Here is a 24,102-nt window from a genome sequence, read left to right as displayed (position 1 = left end):
CGCATGGCCACGCAGCGGTTCTCGACGGATATGGACGCGGAACCTCCCGCGGTGTGGGCGGCCCTCACCGCCGAGATTCAACCCTGGTACTTCAACAGCGCCTTCGTCGCGGACCTGCGGTCGCAGGGGGACCTCAAATACACCAGCCGGGACGCGTCGGTCACCTTCATCGAGGGCACCGTCGAGGACGTCGAGGCGCCGCGGCGCCTGGTACACCGGTTCCGCTTCGTCGACCTGCCGGATCCGCCGAGCCGGGTCACGTGGCTGGTCGAGGCCGCCGGGGCGGGCGCCAGGGTGACGGTCGTCCACGAGGATCTCGACGAGAAGTGGGCCACCTATCGCCGGACCGCGCGAGGCTGGCCGTCGCTGTTGCAGAGCCTCAAGAGCTTCGTGGAGCACGGCCGGCTGCCGTTGATGGCCCGGATCCAGAATTCCGTCTTTCGCGTCCTGCTGCCGGTGCTCCGGCGCCGGAACGCCCGACCGGGGCAGGAGGATTCCTGATGGTGGCCACGCCGTACCGGATGACCGGCGAGTTCCTGGAGCTGTGTGACTGCTACACGGTCTGCCCGTGCTGGCTGGGGCTCTCCCCCGACGAGGACGCGTGCAGCGGCGCCTTCGCCTGGAGCGTGGAGAAGGGAGTCATCGGCGACGTCGACGTCTCCGGCCGTCGCGCGGTCAGTGTCTCGTTCTTCACCGATCACCGCGACACCGGCGGGCAGGAGGTCTTCCTCTTCGTCGACGACGGCGCCGACGACCGGCAGTTGGAGCTGCTGGCCGCGGCGTTCACCGGCGAGCTCGGCGGTCCCCTCGGCGAGCTCAGCACGCTGCTGGGGACCCTGTACACCCGCGAGCGGACCACCATCGAGATCCAGCGGGTCGGCCGGATCACCTCGCTGCGCGCCGGCCGGCAGGTGAGCGGGGTGTCCACCACCCTGCTCGGCGGCGACGGCCAGGTGATGCGGCTGGCGAGCGGCCGGCTCAGCGAGGTGCTGGGCGACCCGGCCGAGGTCGGCCAGAGCGCGACGTTCCGAGCCGATCTGGGCCCGGAGCGGCCGAGCGTCGAGGTGTCGGCGCGGTCGGCCATGCGCGGGCGGTTCCACTACGTGCACGAGGGCTCGGTGTGACGACGCTGCTCATGCGGCGGCGGCCCTCGGCGGAGACGCTGCTGCTCACGGGCGTGGCCGTCGTCGCGGCCGCGGCCCTGTGGTGGTGGGGCGCGTCTCCGGGTGCCCGCTACCTCGACCACCAGCGCCATACCGCTTCCGGCGGTACGGCGCTGGGCGTGGCGCTGTTCGCCCTGGCCTGGCTGCTGATGGTCGTCGTGACCATGCTGCCGGGCGCGGCGCCGCTGCTCCGGGTGTTCCGGACGACGACTCGGCAGCGCCCCCGCGGCCGGCTCCTGACGCTCGCGGTGGTCGGCGGGTTCCTCGGCGTCTGGATGGCCGCCGGCCTGGCCGCGGCCGGGGCCGATCACCTGGTCCGCGCTCTTGCCGCCCCTGCCCCCGGCCACGCGCACCCGGCCGGCGCCGGCGGCCGGCTGCTGCTCGCCGCGGGCCTCTGGGCGGCCGGCATCTACCAGCTCTCCGGGCTGGCCGACCGCTGCCTGCGGGGCTGCCGCTCGCCCCGCAGCTTCGTCGCCGGGCACTGGACCGGCCGGCCGGACGTGGTCCGCCAGTCGCTGGCGGTGGGCGTGCACTACGGCCTGTCCTGCCTCGGCTGCTGCGCGGCCCTGATGGCGGTCATGCTGATCGTCGGCATGGGCAATCCGCTGTGGATGTACCTGCTCGCCGGCCTGGCGATCCTGCAGCGCCGCCTGCCGTTCGGCCGCGAGCTGATGCGGGTCACCGGCGTCGCGCTCATCGCCGCCGCGGCCGCCGCCCTCTTCCTCGGCTTCCCATCTATGCCGGGTCGATGAGCGGACGGTCGGCGGCGCCGGGCCGGGCGAGGAGTCGCGGCACGTCGCGATCCGGCACGCCGTGGAGGTCCAGGCCGTTGCGGGCGAGCTCGAACGAGGTACGGATGGTCCGGTCGTGTGCGAGGGCGCGGTAGAACCCGGTCGCGAACAGCACAGCGGTTTCGTCCAGCACCTGCCGCCGCATCCCCACCACGCAGGGTACGTGCGCCGCGATCGCCGCGGCCTGATCGTCGGTGTGGCAAGCGTTCAGCACGACGCAGCGCAGACCGTCGCGCAGGATCTCGAACATTCCACTCAATGCCCGCGGCGGAACCGGCTGAGGCAGCCCGGACGCGTCGAGGACCTGGATGCCGTCGCGCGGGTGACCGTGCCCGCTGAAATGAGCCACTGCAGGCGTGAACCGAAGCATCACCCGCTGCAGGTCGTCGAGCCGCAGCGCGTCGGCCGTCCGCACGTCCAGCCGGCCGGACGCCGGAGAGTAAGCCACCTCGTTGGTGATGGCGCGACGCTCCTCGTCGAGCCGTAGCTGCTGCTGACCGCCGGGGTTGGCACTGAGGAGCAGGATCGTGTGACGCGGCGGGGAGCTACCGGCCCCCCGGTCGGGCGAGGGCGCCACCTGCCCGTTGTGCACGATTTTGTCCCGCCCCACCGTGTCGCCGGATTTGTTTCCGAAGATGATGTCGCCCATGCCTGGTTCTGACGGACAGTCCGTCAGGACCAGGCATGGGTATCAAGCACATAGGCGTCGAGGTAAAAATCAAGAAACGCACCCTGTGGGTGGGCGACAAGGTCTACCCCCTGGCGCACGTCACCCGGGTGGAGCCACTCGAGATCGTGCCCCGGCGCGGGCGGATCCTCGCCGTCTACGGCCGGCAGGCGGGTGCCTGGCTGGGACTCGGTCTGCTCGGACTCCTGGTGCTGGCGTGTGCCGGCAACACGCTGCCGCTGTCCGTCTACACCGTCTACGAGCTTGTCGTGCTCGCAGCCCTGGTCGTGCTCACGACACAGATGATCCGCCGCCTGACCGGCGCCACCCTCTACGTGCTCAGTATCGCCACCTCCGGCAGCGCGCACGAGGTCGTGGCCAGCTGGGACCGGGACAGAATTCAGCGACTGCTGGACAAGGTCGTCGCCGCGATCGACGACCCGGCGGTCGACTACACGGTCCACATCGACCACATCGACGTCACCGGCGACGCCGTCTTCGGCGACAAGAGCGGCGACGTCATCCACCGCGACAAGCACGTCCACTGAGCCGGGGCGAGGCGTCTGAAATGCAAGAAGTCACCGCGGCGCTCAGCAACCTCATCGTGAGCGCCCTGCTCCTGCTCGCCGGACCCACCGTCCTGATGCTGCTCGTCCGGCGTTTCGTGCCTTACCTCGGCGAACAACTCTGGCGCATCTACTGCGACGTGCTGATGTGGTCGATCCGGGCACCGTTCCGGCTGGTCCGTTTCCTGATCAACGAGGTCACCGCCCGAAACCGCCGGTAGCAGTCCGTTCCCGCACAACTGTGCCGCAAGCAAGCTGTCCGTCAGGAGTGAGGCAGACGGGCGGAGCTCACATCCCGACCGAAGGAGGTTCTGCCGTGCAGGAGAGAAATCCGAACAAGATCGCCAACGAGCTGAGCAAGATCACCGAGGGGCGGCCGAGCAGCGAGGAACTGGTCTTCGACCCGCGCAGCGGACAGCTGGTGGTCACCAGCCAACCGAGTCCGGATCAGGTCATCGCCACCGACACTGCCGAGAACGGATACTTCGGATGAGCGGGGACCGGCCGAGAGTCTTTCTTTACCAGGAGCACCTCGACGCGCTGCGGTCCCGGCTCGGTTCGCAGCTGACCAGCGTGCAGGCCGACGCACTGGGCATGGCTCTGGATGGCGGCGAGGTGTTCCACGTGTACCTGCAGCCGCCGCAGGCGCACTTCGCCGGGAGGCCGTGCCGAGCGCACGTGGTCGTGTCGGAATCATCGCCGGGCGCTGTCCCCCAGCCACCGGACGACGCCGTCGAGGTGGTCGTGATGGTCGAGATCCGCGGCGATCGGCTCAGCGGCCGCGGCACGGTCTGGCGGGCGGACGGCCCGGTGCCGGCCGACGTCACGCTGGTGCCGGTATCAGCCGACATCTATTCGCGGTCCAAGGGCCTGCTGGAGACCGATGCGCTCGCCGGCAAGTCGGTGGCCGTCGTCGGTCTCGGCAGCGGCGGTTCGACCATTGCGGTGGCGCTCGCCCAGAGCGGGGTGGGCCGGCTGGTGCTGGTCGATCGCGACCGGCTCGAGGTCGGCAACGTTGCTCGGCACGCCTGCGGCATCGGCGATCTGGGCCGGCGGAAGACCAGCGCCGTCGCCGACCTCATCCACGGGAAGAACCCGGCGCTGCAGGTCGTCACCGCCGACGTCGACATCGTTCGCGAGCCGGAGGCGGCGCAGGAGGCGATCGAGGGCGTCGATCTGCTGATCGCCGCGACCGACAGCGACCGGAGCCGGTTCGTCCTCAACCAGGTCGCGCTCGACAACCGGATCCGGGCCGTCTTCGGCCGGGTTCTCACCCGCGCCTGCGGTGGCGAGGTGCTCCGGGTCCGCCCGTTCGAGGGACCATGCCTGAGCTGCGTGTACACGGAGCGTTTCCTTGCCCAGCGGCCACGGGAGTACTCGAGTCGAAGTGAGGCACGGGAGGACGCACCGGCCTATGTGGGAGACGACGATCTGGAAGCTACCGTGCAGGTCGGCCTGGCCTCGGACATCGCGCCGGTCTCCAACCTCATGGTCAAGTTGGCGCTGGTCGAACTGTCCCGCGGATCCGCCGGCGGGCTGGACAGTCTCGGCGACGATCTGCTCGCCGACTTCTACGTCTGGGCGAACCGCCGGGAGAAGGTCTATGCGTCCTGGCCGAAGATGGGCTACCAGTTCAGCCAACCGTCCATCCTCCGCTGGTACGGGGCGAACCTGGCCCGCCGCGAGGGTTGCCTTTCCTGCGCCCCTGTCCACAACGTGTCCTCCAGCTATTTCGGCGCACCGGAAGGGGTGCGGTGATGACCGTCCATGCCACCACGGGGCAGCCCACCGACACGCCCGCCGAGGAGTTCTTCACCGTCTCGATCCACCAGTCCGAGGTGGACCGGATCGCCAGGTGGGTCGCCAACCATCCGGACTGTGAGACCGGCGGTAACCTCTTCGGCTTCTGGACTCACGGCGGCGCCCCGGCGGTGCAGCTCACTCTGGGTCCCGGGCCTGGCGCGGATCACCAGCTCACCGCCTTCTTCCAGGACGTCGATCATCTGCGGACGCACGGCCGGCGAGCGCAGGAACTGTACGGACTGCAGCACATCGGGGACTGGCATTCGCATCACCGCCTCGGTCTGGCCGAGCCCAGTGGCGGAGACGCCTCGACGACCCTGCGCACCCTGCAGACCAACGGATTCGAGCGGTTCGTGATCTTCATCGCGAACATCAGCGATGAGCCTCGCGACCGCGGCTGGCGACGGCGCCGCGAGTTCACCGGCCTCGTGCGGCTCAACGCGTTTCTCTTCGAGCGCGGCCGCTCGACGTTTCGTCGCGGCCGGTTCCTCGTGCTGCCGGAGGAGAGCCCCATCGCGCACTCCGCGGCTCAGCAAGGCATCACTGAACCGTACGCGCCGGGATCCGTGCGTGTTCGCCTGCCGCTCGCCTCCAGGACGCCCACGCAATCCGCCTCGCACGCCCAAGGCTGGTACTCCCGACCGGCCGGCACCGAATTCCTGCGCGCTGTGGATACGGCGTGCCGGCAGCAGTTCACCGACTGCCGGATTCTCGTCAGGTCGGACGACGGCATCCTGCGGTACGAGTTCGCGACGCGGAAATCGGACTGGGAAATGGTCTTCCCGGCGGCCTTTCCCCATGAGCCGGCGGAGTTGATCCGTGACGGCAAGCGATTCAAGCCGATCGAGGCAGGCCGGACTCCCACACCGGACGACTTCTGCCGGCAGATCCTGGAATCGGTGCACAGCTCCGAATCGGGTGGTCCGTCACTGGGGCCGCCGGATCATGGGACGCCTTCCGATCAAGACCTCCTGCCCCGCGAGGACCTGCCCGAAGAGGAAGAACGTCGCGATGATCTGGACTGACTCCCAACAGCAGCGCCTGCTCCAGGAGCGGGCGATCCTGGCCCACTACTTCCCGACCCTGACGTGGTACAACCCGAGCATTCGCGGTTCCACGTGCGTCCAGGGCATCATCGCCACCAATGCCGGCGGACGGTACGCGATCCGGATCATGCTCTCGGCGTCCTATCCCGCCGAATGCCCGCAGATGATCGTGGTCGCTCCAGCGGTTCTCCACGACTTCTTCGGCAACCCGCTGACAACGGCCAGCAGCGCGATGCACACGTGGGACGCCGTTGACGGCTGCACCAAGATCTGCCACTACAACCCGAGGTACTGGGTGCCGACGAACACCATCTACCTGGTCGCGCTGAAGGGCCGGATCTGGCTCGAGGCCTATGAGGCGCACCGCCGTACGGGCCGGCCGCTCGACGACTTCCTTCCCCACATGGCCGCCTGATTCTCTCTGCGGGGGCGCGACGCGGCGCCCTTCCCTTACCTCCGGCCGGGTGACGAGGCGGGCCGCCTCTTACCCGCCGCCGGCGATCAGCCGCCGGGACAGTCGAGGGGCGGAACCTCTGATGCGTCATGGCAGGGGGTCGTAAGATCACGTTGGGACGATGGGGAGATGCCGTCGTACCCCCTGCCCACGTCCGGTCCCGAACCGCTCGCGGAATGCCGGGGAGCTTTTCCAACGCTCGTCTCAGGTTGACGGGTGATGCTGGCCCCGACAGCTGTGGAGGTGACCGAACGTGCACGTGCTGATCGCGGACGACGACGCCGCTATCCGTGACTCGGTGGCGCTGGTGCTCCAGGTCGAGGGATACGACACCAGTACCGTCGCCAACGGGCTCGCGGTGCTCGAGGGTGTCGACGCCAACCCGCCCGACCTGTTGATCCTCGACGTCATGATGCCGCGCCTCGGTGGGCTGGAGACGTGCCGGCGCCTGCGGACCGCCGGGTCGGATCTGCCGGTGCTCATGCTCACAGCCCGTGATCAGGTCGCCGACCGGGTCGCCGGTCTGGACGCCGGCGCCGACGACTACCTGCCGAAGCCGTTCGCGACCGAGGAGCTGCTGGCACGGGTCCGGGCGCTGCTCCGCCGCCGCACGGCTCCCACCGGGGAGTCCACCGCGCTGTCCTTCCTCGACCTGCGGCTGGAGCCGGATCTGTTCGAGTCCTGGCGCGGAGAGCGTCGCCTGCAGCTGACCCGCACCGAGTTCTCGCTGCTGGAGGTGTTCCTGCGCAACCCGCGCAGGCTGCTGACCCGGGAGGTGCTGTTCGACACCATCTGGGGCTACGACATGAGCGCGACCACCAACAACCTGCAGGTCTACATCAGCTACCTGCGGCGGAAGCTGGAGGCCGAGGGCGAACCCCGGTTGTTGTACACCGTTCGCGGCGTGGGCTACGTGCTGCGGGAGACGCCGCCGTGACCTGGGCCCCACCCCGCGTGCTGATCCGGATCCGCGAGTGGTGGCGCTGGTCGTCCCTGCGGACCAGGCTGTCGGTCATGACGGCGGCCGGGATCGCCGTCGGCTCCTTCGCCGCGTCGATCGTCGCCTGGCAGGTGCTCGCCTACGAGCTGCGCCACTCGATCGAGGAGCAGCTGCGCAGCGACGCCGCCCCGCTGCTCGCGGTCATCGAACGCGACGGTGCGTCCGCCGCCACCCTGCCGGTGGCACCCGACTCGGCGCTGACCGCCCGGATCCTGCTGCCCGACGGCACGGTCCGCTCGCCGGTCGGGTTCCCGCTCGCCCTGCCGGTCACCACCGACGCCCGGCGGGTCGCCGACGGGCGGGCTGCCGCCCGCTTCGACCTGATCGAGGTCGATGACGGCATCGACGACGACGACAACTATCTGGTGTACGACCAAGACGTGTTCCTGGTGTACACGGTCCACACCGACGGGGGCGCGGTTCAGGTCGCCCGGGACGGCCAGTTCTACGGCCAGGCGACCACGTCGTTCGCGCTGTTCCTCGTCCTGGACGCAATGGTCTGTGCCGGCAGCGGCGTGATCGTCGGGCGGATGGTGGCACGCACCGTGCTGGCGCCCGTCGACCGGCTCACCGCCGCGGCGGTCCGGGTGGCCCGGACGCACAACCTCGACGAGGCGATCGCCGTACGCAGCGGCGGCGAGATCGGCCAGCTGGCCCAGGCCATCAACGACATGCTCGCGGCGCTGGAAACCGCCCGCCGGGCCCAGCGGCTGCTGGCCGACGACGCCGCCCACGAGCTGCGTACGCCGCTGACCAGCCTGCGCCTCAACATCGAGCTGCTGATCCGGCTGGATCGCCGTGGCACGTTGCAGACCGCGCTGGAGCCCTCGGCGCGTACCAAGCTGCTCGACGACCTGGGCGCGCAGGTCGCGGAGCTCAGCACGGTCGTCGCCGAGCTGACCGAGCTGGCCCGGGGTGACGTCACCGCCGAGCGGACCGAGGTGGTGAACCTCGCCGATCAGGTCGTCGCGGCGGTGACGCGGGCCAGGTCCCGGGTCCCGGACGTCGATCTCGTGCTCGATCTGGCACCAGTACCCGTACCGGTCACCGGGCGCGCCGCGGCACTGCAGCGGGCCGTGCTCAACCTCGTCGACAATGCCGGGAAGTGGTCGCCGCCGGGCCAGCCGGTGAACGTGCGGCTGGCGGTCGAGGGCGGCGTCGCGGTGCTGGAGGTGGATGACGCCGGACCGGGCATCGACGTGGCGGACGTACCGCGCGTGTTCGATCGGTTCTACCGGGCCGATGCGGCGCGGGGCCTGCCCGGCTCCGGTCTGGGACTGTCGATCGTCCGGCGGGTCGTGGACACCCACGGTGGTGACGTGTCCGTCCACAGGTCCGATCGCGGCGGTGCCCTGCTGCGCGTACGCCTGCCTCTCGCATCGCCCTCCGACGCCGCTCCTGTGGGGTGACCCGCCGCCCCATGCCGGGCGGGTCGATCGACCCGCCCGGCTTCGAAGCACCGGGGGTGACCCGGATCAGTGCTGTGGCACCGGCTCCTCCACCTGAGGTGTCGGTTCGCGGCTGGGCTGCGGTGGCGTCGGCCCGGCCGACAGCCGGCTGGGCCACCAGACGGACCGGCCGAGGAGCAACGTGAGCGCCGGTACGAGGATCGAGCGGACCAGCAGCGCGTCGAGCAGGACGCCGAAGGCGACCAGGAACCCGAGTTCGACCAGGACCACCAGCGGCAGGGTGGCGAGCACCGCGAAGGTGGCGGCGAGCACGACGCCGGCCGAGGTGATCACCCCACCGGTCGCGGAGAGGCTGCTCAGGATGCCGGACCGGGTGCCGTGGGCGAGCGACTCCTCCCTGGCGCGGTGCATCAGGAAGATGTTGTAGTCGACGCCGAGCGCCACGAGGAACAGGAACGCCAGCACCGGTACCGCGTTGTCGATCCCCTTGAAGCCGAGCAGGTGGTCGAAGACCAGCATCGACCCGCCGAACGCCGCGGCGAACGACACGATCACCGTGCCGATCAGCATGATCGGCGCCACGATGGCCCGCAGCAGCAGTCCGAGAATCAGTACGACCACCGCGAGGACCAGGGGGATCACGATCCTCTCGTCCCTGGAGGTGGTCGTGTCGGTGTCCATGTGCTCGGCGCCCGGACCGCCGACGATGGCCTCGGCACCGCTGATCGCGTGGACCGCGGTGCGGACCCTGCGGATCGTGTCGTACTCCTGCGGGGTGTCCGGGGCGGCCTTCGGGAACGCCTCGATCTGCGCCCAGCCGCCGTAGGTCTCACCCGGGAACGCCTCGACGACGCCCGAGGTGCCCTTCACCGTGTCGAGCACCTTGTCCTGGTACGCCGGGCGGACGTACACGGTCATCGGTTGTCCGCCCTGCTCCGGGAAGTGCTGGCGGAGCACGGTGAAACCGGCGACCGACTCCGGGGTGTCGAGGAAACCGTCCTGCTGGCGCAGCGGTCCGGTGTTGCCGGTCAGGCCGACCGCCAGCGCGCCGAGCACCGCGAAGGAGCCCAGCACCGCCAGCCAGCGCCGCCGGTCGATGAACCGCCCGATCCGTCCCCAGACCCCCGCACGCCTGGTCAGCTCGGCACCGAACCGGGGCACGAACGGCCAGAAGACCCGCCGGCCCAGAAGCACCAGCATGGCGGGGAAGAGCGTCACCATGGCGAGCAGAGCGCAGATGACGCCGACGGCACCCACGGGACCGAGCCCGCTGGTGCTGTTGAGGTCGGCCGCGAGCAGGCACATCATGCCGGCGACGACCGTGCCCGCGGAGGCGAGGATCGCCGGCACGGTCCTGCGCCACGCGTGGACCATGGCGGCCCACACGCTCTCGTACTGGTGCAGGGTCTCCCGGTAGCGCGCGATCAGCAACAACGCGTAGTCGGTGCCGACGCCGAAGACGAGGATCGTCAGGATCGCCGAGTTCTGATCGTTGACCACGATGCCGAACGTGCGGACCAGCCAGTACACGGTCGCCATCGAGACGAAGGCGGCGACGCCGACCGCGAGGAGCGGCACGAACCACAGCACCGGGCTGCGATAGGTGAGGATGAGCAGCACCGCCACCACGAGCACGGTGGTCAGGAAGACCTTGACGTCGAGGCCCTCGAACACCGCGTCGAGGTCACCGTCCACTCCGCCCGGCCCGGTGACGTGCAGCTTCAGACCGGCCGGGCGGTCCGTGGCGGCCTCGCGCAGCGGTCCGACGAGATCTTCCGGGCCGCCGTACGAAGCGCTCACCTCCAGGGTGAACATCACGGCTTTGCCGTCCTCGGCGAGCATGAGGGGCGACTGTTCCTCGTCGTCGGGAGCGGGTGTGCTGTTCTTCGCCGGGTACCGTTTCACCAGGTCCCGGTAGTGCCGCTCGGCGGCCGAGCGGTCGGCGGCGGTCAGCGCGCCGTCGCGGTGGTAGAGGAAGACGAACGTCTCTGCGTCCCCATCCGGCTGACTGTCCTCGATCGCGGCGACCCGGGTCGACTCGGCGCTCGCCGGCAGGGTGTCCACCACCTTGTCCGACGTCACCGAGCTCAGCTTCGCGGCGAACGGCCCCACGACCACCGCGAGGACGATCCACAGACCGATCACCAACCACGGTACCCAGCGACCCGTCCGTCGGCTGCCAGGCCGATCCCGCGTGGATGCTGCCTTGACTGCCATACCATGCCTCCCATGTCTTTCCGCCCATTCGTGCTGCCCGTTTCTAGTTGCCGAAACTTAGAGCGGCGTTAGAGGCGCTATTCCGATGCCGGAAAGGACACAAGGCTTGGGAGTTCGATTCAATGAACAGCGGCACGGCCGGGAACCGTCACCCGTGCCGTTTTAACATTCGTCTCAGGTTCGCCCGATAGAAAGGAGGAATCGACGATGAGCCCCCTCAGATCGGGTGCGCCGGAACCCGCACGGCTGCGGGTTCCGGCGTCATGATTCTCAGAACAGGCCGTTGCTGTGCGGCAGGTCGCCCTTGATCTCCGGGGTGACGTCCCAGTGCTCCACGATCTTGCCGTTCTCCACCCGGAACAGGTCGTAGAAGGCGGTCGGGGTGGCACCGAAGCGGCCCTCGGAGACGGTCAGCACGAAGTTGCCCTCGGCGACGGCCTTGTGCACGGTGTCGTAGACCATGCTGACGCCCTGCTCGGCGAGCGCGCTGAGCGCCGCGCCGAGACCGTCCAGGTTGTCGCCGATACCGGTGTTGTGCTGCCAGTACTTCTCGGTGCTGAGGTAGTCGGTGATCGTGTCGGTCTTGCCGCGCTTGAGCACGGTCTCGACGAACTCGACGACCAGCTCGCGGTTGGCGTCGGTGGCGCCGAGGTCGGTGACCTCGGTGGCGCCGTCGGTCTGCGAGCGGCCCGACACGGTCCTGTCGACGCGCGGGGTCAGGGCGTCCCAGTGCTCGGCGAGCTTGCCGTCGGCGACGCGGAAGATGTCGAAGGCGACCAGCGGGTCCGGGCCGAAGCCGTGGTAGGTGCCGTGCAGGGCGACCAGGTCGCCGTCGGCGATGACGCGGTGCAGGTCGTAGCGGAACCCGGCGGGCAGATTCTGGACCAGATTCCGCAGGCCTTCGGGGCCGTCGGCGGCCAGGGCGCTGTGCTGCACGTAGGTCGGCACGACCCAGCGGTCGACGGCTGACGGGTCCTTCTCGCCGAACAGCTGTGCGGCGGCGCTGAGAACGATGTCCTTGGCAGTCATGATGGTGTCGCCTTCGTCAGGAGTGGTGGCTGTGCTGTTGCGTCCACGGTAAAGATCGAATCGGGCCGTTACCGGGTAGGCTGATGACTCGTGATGGTCAAAAACCGACACGCCTCCGGTGGGGACGTCCCGGAGATCGGATTTGCCGCGCCGGCGGGCACACCGGCCGGCATGGAGGTCATGACCCTCGCCCAGTTGCGAGCACGCACCGGCCATCCCGTGCCGGGTGCACCACAACGCCCGACGTTCCACCACCTGCTGACCGTCAGCCGCGGCACGCTCCGGCACACCGTCGACTTCACCGGCTACACCCTCACTGCGGGCACGTGGCTGTGGGTGCGCCCCGGCCAGGTCCAGCAATGGGGTCAGCTCGACGACGTCGACGGCACCCTGGTGCTGTTCCAACCGGACTTCCTCCCGCCCGACAGCGGCGCGGCCGGGCTCGACAACGCGTACGCGCCTGTCCTGCACGAAGCGGCCGGCGACGAGGCGCACCGCCTCCTCGACGCCACCGAGCACCTCACCCGTGCGTTCATCAGCCCCGGAGGGCTGCCGCTCGAGGTCCATCAGGCGGTGCTGCGGCACCTGCTCGCCGTCCTCGTCCTGCGCCTGACCCACCTCGGCACCCCCTCCGGCAGCCCTGCCCCCGAACCGAACGACACGTTCCTGCGACTGCGCGACGCCGTCGAACGCGACTTCACCCGCACTCGCCGCCTGGAGGACTACGCCCGCGCCCTGGGCTACTCCGCCCGTACGCTCTCCCGCGCCACCCAGGCCGCCACGGGCGTCAACGCCAAGGAATTCATCGACCGCCGCGTCGTGCTGCAGGCCCGGCGACTACTCGCCCACAGTGACGACACCGCGGCACAGATCGCCACCCGGCTCGGCTTCACCAGCGCGACCAACTTCAGCAAGTACTTCCATCAGCGCACCGGCACCACCCCGATCGCGTTCCGGGCGGCGGTGCGGGCGGGCCGGCCCGTGACACCGGCATCGATCTAGGACCCTGGATCAGCCGCAGAACGATCCGCGTGCGCGGACCGGGCACTGCAGCTCTACCACGACGTGCCAGGCGTCGGCGATGTCGGAGGCCGGACCATGATGGACCACACAAGCACCGCTGCTCTCCCCCGGCAGTTCCACGACTTCCAGCCCGGGCGGGACAGCTCCGCCGGTGGCGACGGGCCGGCCCACCGCGACATCGATCTTCGAGCCGTCCGGCCGGCCGTGGTACGTCTGGACGCGCGGGCGAGCTCCTTCAGCTGGAACGATTCGTTGGTCACGGTCAACCCTCTCTCGATGGATCGGAGCCGTCTGCCCACTTCCGCCAGCCGCGCCGTGTCGGCTTCGATGCGCTGGGCCAGCTCAGCCTGCCGGAGGCGGAGCAGGTCCATGAGGTCGCCGAGCGGACACTCGGGTGTGCCGGGCGAGGTCTCCGATACTCAACATGACCTCTGCACTCCAGGCCATGACACCGTGTCAAGGTCAACCACCCGACCATCTTGTCGGCCGCGTTGCGGTCACGGCTACGCGATGAGGCAGATACGCTGCGTGACATGCTCCGGTGGGTACGCGCGTTTCTCGTCCTCGTCGTGGTGCTCCCGGGCACCGTCATTCTCGGGGCCGGACCGGCTTCGGCCTACAGCCGGGAGACCGTGTACGCCCTCGGCGCCGGGGGCAACCTGGTGGCCGTTCTCGACCCGGCGAAGCCGAACTCCGCGGAGACCACCATCCCCGTGGCGCCCGGCGCCATGGCGATCGTGCTGTCCCCGGACGGGTTGCGGGCCTACGTCGCGCATCGGGGCAGCGCCCCGTCGATCTCGGTCATCGACACCGTGGTCGACAAGGTCGTGGGCAGCGTGCCGTTGCCGGGCAACCCGACGTGGCTCACCATGGCGCCGGACGGGCAGCGGCTCTGGTTGAGCCACGAACGCGCCTCCTCGCCTTTCACCACCGAATGGCTGGCCTTCGTGAACCTGCCCACCGGGGCCCTGCAACAGCTCGACGTCGAGCTCCACGGGGAATCCTGCCGGGTCGGCGTCACCCCGAGCCTGGCCTCGGCGGTCTGTCACACCGGCGAGGCCGCCTCGCTGAACTTCCTGACCGGCGAGGTGCTGCACGGCCAGGTGTACGGCGACGGTTCCCTGTCCGGCCTGGTCGTGGACCCGGGCACCAACCAGCTGTGGGCGTACGAGTACTCCGGACTCACGCTGTACGCCGCCGACGCGCGGACGTTCGTACGGCAGAACCAGTTCCTGCCGGGCGACGACGCCGAGTACGGCACCGGTCTGGTCTCGCTGCCCGGCGACGACCGGCTCTTCCACCTCTACGACAACGGCCAGGTCGTCACCCTGGACCGCAACACCGCCGCCGTCCAGCACGTCGGCGCCGTGCCCGGCACTCCGAAGGCCCCCCAGCTCGGCGCCGCGGCGAGCCGGGTCTACGTCGCCGCCACCAGCAGCTCCGGCAGCACCGTGTACCGCCTCGACACCGCCACCGGCGTCGCCACCGCCCTGCTGTCCGGTCTGTCCACCGCGCCCCAGGGCTTCGCCGTCGGTGACGTGCCACAGCTGCCGTACGTGGACCTGCAGACAGCACTCGCCGTGACCACCGCGGCCGGTCCGGCGTACACCTGGACCGCCCGCGTGCGCAACGCGGACGCCCGGCTGTCCGCCGAGGCCCGCGCGACGCTCACCTTCACCGGGACGGCCGTCCAGGTGACCGGCGTGCAGGCCCCGACCGGCGTACGGTGCTCCGCGGTACGCGGCGGTGTCCGATGCGACCTGGGCCGCGTCCCGCCCGGCGGCAGCGTGCCGGTCGACGTCCGGGTCCGGCCGGCCGACGGGGGCACGGTCCGCGGCACGCTCACCGTCACCAGCGACAACCCCGACCCGCGCCCGGCGGACAACACCGCCACCGCGACCGCGGGTGGCCGCGGCTGACTTCTGCTGCTTTACTATGCCCCTAGTAAAACAGTAAGGGGCTGCTGTGTTCGTCTTCCGGCTCGACACCCACTCCGGCGTACCGCCGTACCTGCAGCTCGTCCAGCAGGTCCGGCAGGCGGTCCTGCTGGGCTTCCTCCAGCCCGGCGACCGCCTGCCGCTCATCCGCGAGGTGGTCGAGGACCTGGCGATCAATCCGAACACCGTCGCCAAGGCGTACCGGCAGATGGAGCAGGAGAACCTGGTCACCGGCCGGCCCGGCCAGGGCACGTTCGTCAACGAACAGCAGTCGGCCGCGATGCCGGCATCGACGTACACGTCGCTGCGCCGCGGCCTGGCGACCTGGCTGCGCCGGGCGTACGCGGCCGGCCTCGACGAGCGGGCGGTCGACGCGCTCTTCACCTCCGTCCACCAGCAGACGCGGAACGAGGACGTGGCGTGACAGCGGCCGAGTTCGCGCTGCGCACCGACGGCGTGGGCAAGCGGTACCGGAAGGGCTGGGCGCTGCGCGACTGCACCCTGGCGTTGCCGGCGGGCGGCGTGATCGCCCTGGCCGGGCCGAACGGCGCGGGCAAGACCACACTGCTGCGCATGGTCGTCGGGTTGCTGGCACCGAGCACCGGCACGGTGGAGGTCCTCGGCCACGACGTCACCGCCAGCACCCCGCAGACGCTGTCCCGGATCGGGTTTCTGGCCCAGGACCACCCGCTGTACAAGCGCTTCACCGTCGCCGAGATGCTTCGCTTCGGCCGGGCCTGCAACCTGCGGTTCGACCAGGGGATGGCGGAGCGCCGCCTGGCGAAGCTGGGCATCCCGCTCGACCGCAGGGCCGGTACGCTCTCCGGCGGGCAGCAGGCTCAAGTCGCGCTGGCCCTCGCCCTGGCGAAGCGGCCGGAGCTGCTCGTCCTCGACGAGCCGGTGGCCAGCCTGGACCCGCTGGCCAGGCACGAGTTCCTGCAGGTCCTCATGGGCGCGGTGGCCGAAGGCGGAGTGACCGTCCTGTTCTCCTCCCACGTCGTGCACGAGCTGGAACGCGTCTGCGACCACCTGGTCGTGCTCAACCACGGCCGGGTCACGCTCACCGGCGACATCGACACCCTCCTCGCCGAGCACCGGCTGCTCGTCGGCCCGCGTACGGCCACCGACCTCGACCGGTCCGGCACCGTCGTTCAGGCCGTCCACAGCGACCGGCACACGACCCTGCTGGTCCGCGACGGCGGGATACCGGCCGCGCCCGGGTGGCAGGCCCAGCCGGTCGCGCTGGAGGAGCTGGTGCTGGCGTACCTGCGCCGGCCGTCTTCAGGGGTGGCGGCGTGACGTGGTTGATCTGGCGCCAGCACCGGACCGAGGTCTGTGTCCTGGGTCTGCTCGTCGGCGTGTTCGGCATCGCCCTGCTCGTGCTCGGGACGCAGGCCCACGACCTGTTCCCCGGCGGTCCCGCCCGGTGCACGGGAGAGGCCGGTGTCAGCGATGCCTGCACGGCCTCCTTCCGCCGGCTCGACGCGGAGTACGGGTACGTCGAGAACCTCTTGGCGGCCTTCTATCTGGTCCCCGTCGTCATCGGTGCGTTCCTCGGTGCGCCGCTGCTCGCGCGCGAACTGGAGGAGGGCACCTGGCAGCTCGCCTGGACGCAGGCCGTGCCGCGGATGCGCTGGCTGGCGGCCAAACTCGCGGCACTGGCCGGCGTCACCGTCACGCTCACCGCGCTGTTCACCGCGGTGCTCACCTGGTTCCGTCAGCCGTTCGACGCGTGGGAGGGTAGTTTCCAGTACGACGCCTTCGACCTCGAAGGGCTCGTCCCGGTGGCGTACGCACTGTTCGCCTTCGGCGTCGCCACCGCCGCGGGGGCGATTTTGCGGCGCAGCCTGCCCGCGTTCGGCATCGCGTTCGGGGCGTTCCTCGCCGCCCGGATGTCGGTGGCGCTGCTGGCGCGTCCCGCGTACGCCACCCCGCTCACCACCATGGAGCCGGTCCCCGCCGGCGGCTCGGAGGACCGGGCGGTCGCCGACTGGATGATCGAGCACGGCTACGCGGACGCCACCGGGCGCAGGCTGAGCTGGACCGAGTACGACGATCTGAAGGCCGCCGCCGACCGGGCCGGCACCAACCTGAACCAGTTCCTGCACGAGCGAGGCATCCAGCAGTACGGGGTCTACCACCCCGCCGACCGGTTCTGGACGTTCCAGCTCACCGAGGCGGCCCTGTTCATCGCCGTCGCAGCGGCCCTGATCGGCGTGGTGGTGTGGCGCGTACGGCGCCGCATGGTCTAGCGCCGCGACCACGGCCTCGACGAGACCGCCTTGACAGCGGGCGTATATAACCGTTAGATCAAGCTAACCGTTATATGGGGGCGTCGATGCAGCAGGAAGTCGTCCTCGCCATGCTGGCCAAGGAAGCCTCGCGGGGTTATCAGCTGCGTGCGCGGCTCCGCGACGCCCTCGGCCCGCTCGGCGACGACATGAACGCCGGCCAGATCTACGTCACGCTGACCCGGCTCGAGAAGGCCGGTCTCGTGACGGTGGAGGAGTCCGCGACCAGGGCCGAGCGTCCGGACGGAAAGGTCTACTCGCTGACCGCCGACGGCCATCATCGGGTGGCGGAGTGGGTCAGCGAGGTGAGCTGGCCGCGACCGGACCTGGCGGTGTTCCACCTCAAGCTGGTGGCAGCCGCGGCCGCACGGCTCGCCGACCCGATCGCCCTCGTCGACGCTCAGCGCCGCGAATTGCTGCGCCGGCTTCGTGACGCTCAGCGTGCCGTCATGGCCGAGCCGGAGGGCTCCGATGCGGCTCTGCTGTACGAGGGCATCGCGCTCCGGCTCCAAGCGGACATGCGGTGGCTCGAGGCCTGCGAGAAGAGCTGGACCCGCCGAAGGAGTGGATCGTGAGCCACGCCGCCGACAAGCCCGTGCTCCGCGCCCGCGGGTTGCGCAAGGAGTACGGGAAGGGGGAAGGCCTGGTGCGCGCCGTCGATGACATCGACATCGACATCCGGGCGGGTGAGACGGTTGCCGTCATGGGGCCCAGCGGCTGCGGGAAGTCCACGCTGTTGCACATGCTCGGAGGGCTTGACCGGCCGTCGGCCGGGGAGGTTCTCGTCAACGATCATCGTGTCGACCAGATCGGGGAAAGAGCGCTGGCCCGGCTGCGCCGTACCGACATCGGCTTCGTGTTCCAATCCTTTCACCTCCTGGACGAGCTGACCGCGGTCGAGAACGTCGAGTTGGCGGCGCTGCTCGCCGGCCGCCCGCCGCGGGCGGCTCGGAGGCGTGCGGAGGCGTTGCTGGCTGATGTCGGGCTGACCGGCCGGGAATCCTTCCTGCCCTCCTCGCTCTCCGGCGGCCAGCGGCAGCGGGTCGCCGTGGCCCGGGCGCTGATCAACGAGCCGGCCATCGTGCTGGCCGACGAACCGACCGGCAACCTCGACAGCGCCTCCACGCTGGATGTTCTCCGGCTCTTCGAGGCCTTGCACGAGTCCGGGCAGACGCTGCTCATCGTCACCCACGACGAGCGGATCGCCGCCACCACCGACCGGATGATCTCCATGCGGGACGGCTCCTTCGTCGACGAGACCGTGCTCACCGCCGACACCACCGGACAGCTGCGCGTCTTCGCGGGACCAGAGGCCTGAAAGCCATGGGCCGGATGCTGCTCGTGAGCCGCCTCGCCATGCGAGACCTGCGCCGGCGCCGCGCCGAGGCGGCACTGCTGCTGCTCTGCGTGCTGGCGGCCACGACGACGTTGACCCTGGCGCTCGTCCTGCACGACGCGGCCAGTGATCCGTACCAGCGCACCCGGGCGATCACCAAGGGCCCCGATGTTGTCGCCACCGGTCCGCTCTCCCGCCTCGAGACACTGAGCGGCGCGTCCGGTGTCGCCGGCCACAGCGGACCTTTCCCCGTCACAGCGGCGAAGCTGCGGACGTCGTCGTCGAAGACGTCGGATGTGCAGGCCGTCGGCCGCGACAGCAACGCGGCAACGGTCGACCAGCCCCTACTGACGGACGGCGCCTGGGCCGGCCCGAACGGTGTCGTGCTCGAAGCCGCCTTCGCGCGCGCTCTCGACGTAGGCGTCGGCGACCAGGTGACCCTCGCGGGCCGCTCCTTCTCGGTCACCGGTGTCGCGATCACCGCATCCTCGGCTCCGTATCCCGGCTCGCTGTGCCTCGTTCCCCGCGGCTGCGTGACCGGCTCCACCGAGGGCGCACCGGCCGGGGTGCTGCGAAACCCCGGCCTGGTCTGGCTGACGCGGGCGGACGTCATGAGCGTCGCGCAGAAGGCGGACAACCAGTTCGCCGTGCTGAATCTGAAGCTGGCCGACCCCGATGGCGCGCAGGCATTCATCGACGCCAACGGCGGACGTGGCCCCCGTGCCCTGCCTATGCACCCCTGGCAGAACATCCTCGGCGACGCCACCGAGCTCGCCCACGACTCACAGATCCTCCTGTTCATCGGCACCTGGCTGCTCGCGCTGCTCGCGGTGGCCAGCCTCTCGGTGCTGGTGGGCGGCCGGATGGCCGATCAGACCAGGCGGGTCGGGCTGCTCAAGGCGGTCGGCGCCACACCGGGCCTGGTCGCTGCCGTCCTGGTCGCGGAGTACGTCATGGTCGCCGTCAGCGCGGCCGGGGGCGGTCTGGCCATCGGCACGTTCACCGCTCCGCTGCTCACCGGGTCCAGCGCCGGCCTCATCGGCGGCGCGGGCACGCCGTCGGTGACGCTGCCGACCATCGTCTGGGTGATCACCGCGGCGCTCGCGGTCGCGGTCATCGCCACCGCCGCACCGGCCGTCCGCGCGGCCCGTTCCAGCACCGTGGACGCACTGGCCGACGCGCCGCGTCCACCGCGCCGCATGCGCCGGCTGACCGCGGTCTCGTCGCGGCTGCCGATCCCGCTGCTCCTGGCGTTGCGGCTCGCCGTACGCCGACCGCGACGGGTCCTTCTGGGGATCGCCATCGTCCTGATCACGGTCAGCGGGATCTACGTCCTGCTGATCCTCAACACCTACCTCGGCACCCAGGAGCTCAGTGGCGGATATGGCGCCGCTCAGGTCGAGGTGCTCCGTCACGTGCTTCTCGTCTGGTCGGTCATCCTGCTCAGCCTGGCAGCGGTCAACACCATCGCCATCACCTGGGCGACAGTGCTCGACAACCGGCACGCCTCCGCGCTGGTACGTGCCCTCGGCGCCACCCCGGCCCAGATGACCACAGCCCTGGTCGGAGCGCAGGTCCTTCCCGCCCTGCTCGGCGCCGTCCTGGGCGTCTTCCCCGGAGGACCCGTCCTGTTCCATCTGATCAACGCGATCGCCGGCGGGGCCGGTGACCGGGCGACACTTCCCACGCCCTGGCAGGCGACTGCCCTGATCGCAGCGGTGCTGGTCGTGGTAGCAGCGCTCACCGCCGTACCAGCCCGCGTCGGCGGCCGCCGTCCGGTCACCGAGACTCTGTGACCCCGCGACGGGCGCGTCTCCTCGCCCGGGCCATCCGCCACAGGTACGCCGGGGTGGGCGGAACCCAGCCCAGCTGCGTGGCCAAGGCCTGGGCCACCGTGCCGTGCCGTCGTACGCCAGGAACGGGCCGACCTGGCGCCCGGCCACCCAGCGGACCAGGGGTTGTTTCGCCCGCCGGGAAGACCCGTCGATGACGTTGATCGGTCTTCCACCCGGTGGTAACGATGATTGTCGATCGATGGACGCGAAGGAGCTGACATGCGAGTGACCCGTCCGAACAGAGCCGCCCTGGCGGCCTTCGCGTTGGTGCTTCTCACCCCGGCGGTCGCCGTCGCGCAGGAACCCCTGGCGGCCGCGACCGGATCATCGGCAGCCTGGGCCGACGGATGGACGGCGTCCGCTCAGGGGGTCTATCCGATCGGCTACTCGGTCGGCCAGCCCGGGCCCGTCGGGCCCGCAGGCCCCGGGAACACCGCGCCGCTGCTGACCGCCGCCTTCCCGGACAACCAGGCCCACAACCAGACGGTACGCATGATCGTGCAGCCCGGCGTGGAGGGCTCGCGCTGGCGGGTGCGGCTGACCAACGAGTTCGGCACGCGGCCGGTGACCTTCGGCCGGGCGTACGCGGGCCTCCAGCGCATCGGTGGCGCCGTCGTGCCGGGCACCAACCGCGCGCTGACCTTCGCCGGCCGGCGTACGGTCACGGTCCCGGCGGGCCGGACGGTCCTGAGCGACCCGGTGCCGGTCCGGGTCACCGACGCGCAGTCCCAGCACCTGGCCGTCAGCCTGTTCATCGCGGGCGACAGCGGGCCGATGACCTGGCACGCTGCCGCCTTCACCACGTCGTACCTCTCGGCCCCGAACGCCGGCGACCGCACGGCGGACCTCACCGACCGGGCGTTCCCGCACTCCACCACCTCGTGGTTCTTCGTCTCCGAGGTGCAGGTCCAGCGTCGGGACACCGCCACGGTCGTGGCCTTCGGCGATTCCATCACCGACGGCTTCTTCTCCACGATCAACGGCCGGGACCGGTGGCCCGACGTCCTCCAGCGCCGGCTGGACGAGCGCGAACCCGCCGGCCGCGAGGTCTCCGTCGTCACCGAGGCCATCGGCGGCAACATGGTCACCCGGATCGGGCGTACGCCGGGCGGGTGCACCCCGTGCGACGGCCCGCCGGCCGTCGACCGGCTCGACCGCGACGTGCTCCAACGGCCGGGCGTCCGGGCCGTCATCCTGCTCGAGGGCATCAACGACCTGGGCGGCGGAGGCGCGACCGCCGACCATGTGATCGCCGGCTACCGGGACATCATCCGCCGGGTGCACGCCCGCGGCATCAAGATCATCGGCGCGACGCTCACCCCGTCCGCGGGCACCGCCTTCGGCCTGTACGGCACCCCGGAGACCGACGCCGCGCGCCGCGCGGTCAACACCTTCATCCGGACCAGCGGCCAGTTCGACGGCGTCGCCGACTTCGCCGCCGTGACGGAGGACCCGGCCAACCCGGGGCACCTGCTGCCGGCGTACGACACCAACAGCAGCGTCGGCGGGCCCGGCGACCACCTGCACCCCAACCGGGCGGGATTCATCGCCATGGGACAGGCAGTGGACGTGTCGCAGCTCCTGCGGTTCGCGCTGTACCCGGCCGCCAGGCCTGCGGCCTGACTGCCGATCCGCCCGGGGTCGCCGACGGTCGACAGGCGACCCCGGGCGGCGCGGCGGCCGCGGGCGGCGCACACCAATGGCGGGCGGCCCATCGGCGGCCGGGTGTTCCCGGACCCGCTGGGAGATGGCGCAGCCCCGTTCGACGGTGGTACCACCGGCAGCGGCCCTGCGGCAGGCGGCGATCTAGGCCACAACGGCTGCGCGGACAGCATCAGCGAAGCGCTTGTTCCGGACCATTTCGCCGAGCGGGACGCCGGCGGCCGCTTCCTTCTCAATGATCCCGTTCAGCGCGGGCAGAAGCTTGAAAACCTCCCGCTCGGCGGCACCCGTATCCCAGACAAGGGTCGCCAGCTTCTCGCATTGCTTGACGGCCTCCTTGGGAGATGATGCGAGCCGGTCAGGGCCGATCGCCCTCACCTTCAGCGCGGCCATGAGGTGATATCTGGTAGGGCGGTAGAACGAGCGGACGCGCCGATTGCGGAACAGCCACTCCAGGCGATAGTGGGTCGCAGCCGCGACGTAATATGCGGCCGGCGGGTGCCCGGGCTGGAACAGGTCTCCATGCCGTCGGGTCGTGAGGTCCTTGTAACGACCCACCGACGCGGGCTCGCCAAGGAACATCGCGGCATACGCCCTCGTGAGTTCGGCGCGGTTGATCACCCGGGTCTTCTCCACCTCCGGCCGGTTGGCGTACTGCTTCGAGCGGCGCTCATACCAGAGCCGCTGCGCCGGCGCCTGCGCCGCGAACCAGTCCTCCAGCTCCTTATGGAAATCCTCGCGGACCGACAGTTCCTCCTCGCTGACCGCAGTCTGGCGGTTCGTGGCGGCGATGATTCCGGCGATGACCTCCTCGTCGCCGGAGTGGACGACGCGAACGCTGAGCTGAACCTCGTCCGACAGGTTGCCACGCTCGTGGAACAGCACATGGCACGTCTGGCAGCCGTTGACCACCTGGAAGTCACGGATGTGCACCTCGTCGCCGACCACCCGAAGGTTGCGGGTCACGACCGTGACGCCGTTGTTCAGTACGGCGAAACGACGTCTTTTCGAGTCATCGCGGATCGTTTCTCGAATCTGGCTGTTGACCGGGTTGTAGCCCTGGAAGTCACGGACGTTCTCGTGGAACAATGCAGCGCGGATGTGCCCGGTAGGATCGGTGAGGACCTTCTCCACCAACTCCTTGGCCGATACGATTCCGAGCAGCGACTCCTCGACGCCGGGCATTTTCGGCAGCGAAACCTTCTTCGCCATCTCGAAGGTCGCCGGCACCGCGTGCGTCGCCCGTTTGTACAGTTCCCGCAGATCGTCACGGGTGACGCATTGAACGGTCACGTCGTCGAAACGCCCCGACCGCATCAGGTTGCGTTCGGCGGTGGCGCCCTTCTTCCTGAGCATCTCGGCGACCTGGACGCCGGTGGTTACATAGCGGATGTGCAGCTTCGGCCGCCCGCCCGAAAACTTGGCGATGTTTCGGTAGACGGCATCCAGGCTCGCACGGAAGTTCTCCACGTCGGGCGACGCGGGGTACGGCAGTTCGCCGCCTTTGACGACCACATGAGACAGGTTGTCTGCCAGGTCGGCGATCACCTTGGACTCGAACTTCTGGCTCGTCTTGGCCTGGACCACGATGATGTGCACGTCCAGCTGCTTGGCTTGGTCGGTGACCGCCTCGACGTCGGCCTTGTCGTGCAGCAGATTCCCGTTCACCAGAACGCCGCAGACGTCGATCCCATAGTCGTTCCCACCGCCCATGCGGAACGAGTCCGGGGCGAAGTCACTTTCGTAGAACGAACTCAGGACGCAGAAGCCGGCGAATGCCTCGAACGCCTCGTCCTGGGCGAGTGCTTCCAGGTCATGGTCGGCCTGGAACTGCTTCATCAGGCTCTCGATGACGATGTCCATCCGCGTTCCT

24 protein-coding genes are annotated in these 24,102 nt (G+C 70.0%); 20 read left to right on the top strand and 4 right to left on the bottom strand.

The genetic code is table 11. The features are described from left to right. Window positions 1-3 precede the first annotated feature (3 nt). From IT780_RS25330 to IT780_RS25320, 3 genes are read left to right on the top strand one after another with little or no spacing between them, the layout of a single operon-like run. A complete protein-coding gene (locus tag IT780_RS25330; RefSeq protein ID WP_199514164.1) occupies window positions 4-501 on the top strand; it encodes an SRPBCC domain-containing protein in 498 nt (165 codons plus the stop codon). Next, window positions 501-1,124, top strand: coding sequence for a DUF1326 domain-containing protein (locus IT780_RS25325; protein ID WP_199514163.1), 624 nt, complete (start codon window positions 501-503; stop codon window positions 1,122-1,124). The genes IT780_RS25330 and IT780_RS25325 overlap by 1 nt, the downstream gene beginning before the upstream one ends. Continuing rightward, a complete protein-coding gene (locus IT780_RS25320; RefSeq protein ID WP_199514162.1) occupies window positions 1,121-1,915 on the top strand; it encodes a DUF2182 domain-containing protein in 795 nt (264 codons plus the stop codon). The genes IT780_RS25325 and IT780_RS25320 overlap by 4 nt, the downstream gene beginning before the upstream one ends. On the opposite strand, the gene IT780_RS25315 is transcribed toward IT780_RS25320, so the two are convergent. Beyond that, on the bottom strand, window positions 1,899-2,603 hold the full coding sequence (locus IT780_RS25315) for a CHAT domain-containing protein (protein WP_199514161.1): 705 nt from the start codon (window positions 2,601-2,603) through the stop codon (window positions 1,899-1,901). The genes IT780_RS25320 and IT780_RS25315 overlap by 17 nt on opposite strands. Before the next feature lie 35 nt (window positions 2,604-2,638). Here IT780_RS25315 and IT780_RS25310 point away from each other — a divergent pair, with 35 nt between their 5' ends. From IT780_RS25310 to IT780_RS25275, 8 genes are all read left to right on the top strand, one after another. Beyond that, a complete protein-coding gene (locus IT780_RS25310) occupies window positions 2,639-3,169 on the top strand; it encodes a DUF6232 family protein (RefSeq protein WP_199514160.1) in 531 nt (176 codons plus the stop codon). A gap of 20 nt (window positions 3,170-3,189) precedes the next feature. Further along, window positions 3,190-3,408: a hypothetical protein gene (locus IT780_RS25305; protein ID WP_199514159.1), complete on the top strand. Its 219-nt coding sequence runs from the start codon at window positions 3,190-3,192 to the stop codon at window positions 3,406-3,408. Window positions 3,409-3,503: 95 nt separating this feature from the next. Further along, the gene (locus tag IT780_RS25300; RefSeq protein WP_199514158.1) at window positions 3,504-3,680 is read left to right on the top strand and encodes a hypothetical protein; all 177 of its coding nucleotides are present in this window, start codon (window positions 3,504-3,506) and stop codon (window positions 3,678-3,680) included. Next, the gene (locus IT780_RS25295; RefSeq protein WP_199514157.1) at window positions 3,677-4,945 is read left to right on the top strand and encodes a HesA/MoeB/ThiF family protein; all 1,269 of its coding nucleotides are present in this window, start codon (window positions 3,677-3,679) and stop codon (window positions 4,943-4,945) included. Before IT780_RS25300 ends, IT780_RS25295 begins: the two co-directional genes overlap by 4 nt. Next, window positions 4,945-6,015 (top strand): hypothetical protein, encoded by a 1,071-nt coding sequence (locus tag IT780_RS25290; protein ID WP_199514156.1) that lies wholly within the window; start codon window positions 4,945-4,947, stop codon window positions 6,013-6,015. Before IT780_RS25295 ends, IT780_RS25290 begins: the two co-directional genes overlap by 1 nt. Further along, window positions 6,002-6,451, top strand: a complete 450-nt coding sequence (locus IT780_RS25285; RefSeq protein WP_199514155.1) for a hypothetical protein — start codon at window positions 6,002-6,004, stop codon at window positions 6,449-6,451. The genes IT780_RS25290 and IT780_RS25285 overlap by 14 nt, the downstream gene beginning before the upstream one ends. Before the next feature lie 292 nt (window positions 6,452-6,743). Continuing rightward, window positions 6,744-7,427: a response regulator transcription factor gene (locus tag IT780_RS25280; protein ID WP_199514154.1), complete on the top strand. Its 684-nt coding sequence runs from the start codon at window positions 6,744-6,746 to the stop codon at window positions 7,425-7,427. Continuing rightward, complete coding sequence (locus tag IT780_RS25275) at window positions 7,424-8,899, top strand: HAMP domain-containing sensor histidine kinase (RefSeq protein ID WP_307831366.1); 1,476 nt, start codon at window positions 7,424-7,426, stop codon at window positions 8,897-8,899. Before IT780_RS25280 ends, IT780_RS25275 begins: the two co-directional genes overlap by 4 nt. Before the next feature lie 66 nt (window positions 8,900-8,965). On the opposite strand, the gene IT780_RS25270 is transcribed toward IT780_RS25275, so the two are convergent. Both IT780_RS25270 and IT780_RS25265 read right to left on the bottom strand, forming a co-directional pair. After that, a complete protein-coding gene (locus tag IT780_RS25270; RefSeq protein WP_307831365.1) occupies window positions 8,966-11,044 on the bottom strand; it encodes an MMPL family transporter in 2,079 nt (692 codons plus the stop codon). A gap of 342 nt (window positions 11,045-11,386) precedes the next feature. Next, window positions 11,387-12,145, bottom strand: a complete 759-nt coding sequence (locus IT780_RS25265) for a nuclear transport factor 2 family protein (protein ID WP_199514152.1) — start codon at window positions 12,143-12,145, stop codon at window positions 11,387-11,389. 171 nt (window positions 12,146-12,316) lie between these two features. On the opposite strand from IT780_RS25265, the gene IT780_RS25260 reads away from it, so the two are divergent. From IT780_RS25260 to IT780_RS25220, 9 genes are all read left to right on the top strand, one after another. After that, window positions 12,317-13,147, top strand: coding sequence for an AraC family transcriptional regulator (locus tag IT780_RS25260; protein ID WP_233413485.1), 831 nt, complete (start codon window positions 12,317-12,319; stop codon window positions 13,145-13,147). A gap of 554 nt (window positions 13,148-13,701) precedes the next feature. Then, on the top strand, window positions 13,702-15,087 hold the full coding sequence (locus IT780_RS25255) for a DUF11 domain-containing protein (protein ID WP_199514150.1): 1,386 nt from the start codon (window positions 13,702-13,704) through the stop codon (window positions 15,085-15,087). Window positions 15,088-15,133: 46 nt separating this feature from the next. Beyond that, complete coding sequence (locus IT780_RS25250; RefSeq protein ID WP_199514149.1) at window positions 15,134-15,529, top strand: GntR family transcriptional regulator; 396 nt, start codon at window positions 15,134-15,136, stop codon at window positions 15,527-15,529. After that, complete coding sequence (locus tag IT780_RS25245) at window positions 15,526-16,404, top strand: ABC transporter ATP-binding protein (RefSeq protein WP_199514148.1); 879 nt, start codon at window positions 15,526-15,528, stop codon at window positions 16,402-16,404. The genes IT780_RS25250 and IT780_RS25245 overlap by 4 nt, the downstream gene beginning before the upstream one ends. Next, window positions 16,401-17,357 carry an ABC-2 membrane transporter-related protein gene (locus IT780_RS25240; protein ID WP_199514147.1) on the top strand — a complete coding sequence of 319 codons (957 nt, stop codon included), beginning with the start codon at window positions 16,401-16,403 and terminating at the stop codon, window positions 17,355-17,357. The genes IT780_RS25245 and IT780_RS25240 overlap by 4 nt, the downstream gene beginning before the upstream one ends. Window positions 17,358-17,443: 86 nt before the next feature. Further along, complete coding sequence (locus IT780_RS25235; protein ID WP_199514146.1) at window positions 17,444-17,971, top strand: PadR family transcriptional regulator; 528 nt, start codon at window positions 17,444-17,446, stop codon at window positions 17,969-17,971. Further along, window positions 17,968-18,714 carry an ABC transporter ATP-binding protein gene (locus tag IT780_RS25230; RefSeq protein WP_307831364.1) on the top strand — a complete coding sequence of 249 codons (747 nt, stop codon included), beginning with the start codon at window positions 17,968-17,970 and terminating at the stop codon, window positions 18,712-18,714. Before IT780_RS25235 ends, IT780_RS25230 begins: the two co-directional genes overlap by 4 nt. A 14-nt stretch (window positions 18,715-18,728) precedes the next feature. Then, window positions 18,729-20,528, top strand: a complete 1,800-nt coding sequence (locus tag IT780_RS25225) for an FtsX-like permease family protein (protein ID WP_233413484.1) — start codon at window positions 18,729-18,731, stop codon at window positions 20,526-20,528. A gap of 258 nt (window positions 20,529-20,786) precedes the next feature. After that, complete coding sequence (locus IT780_RS25220) at window positions 20,787-22,190, top strand: SGNH/GDSL hydrolase family protein (RefSeq protein WP_199514144.1); 1,404 nt, start codon at window positions 20,787-20,789, stop codon at window positions 22,188-22,190. Window positions 22,191-22,373: 183 nt separating this feature from the next. On the opposite strand, the gene IT780_RS25215 is transcribed toward IT780_RS25220, so the two are convergent. Next, window positions 22,374-24,092 carry an AIPR family protein gene (locus tag IT780_RS25215; RefSeq protein ID WP_199514143.1) on the bottom strand — a complete coding sequence of 573 codons (1,719 nt, stop codon included), beginning with the start codon at window positions 24,090-24,092 and terminating at the stop codon, window positions 22,374-22,376. Window positions 24,093-24,102: the final 10 nt, after the last annotated feature.

Source organism: Nucisporomicrobium flavum (assembly GCF_016464385.1).
In the GTDB taxonomy this organism is placed as follows: domain Bacteria; phylum Actinomycetota; class Actinomycetes; order Mycobacteriales; family Micromonosporaceae; genus Actinoplanes; species Actinoplanes flavus_A.
The sequence above is the reverse complement of the archived record's forward strand: the minus strand, read 5'-3'. Positions and strand labels throughout refer to the sequence as shown.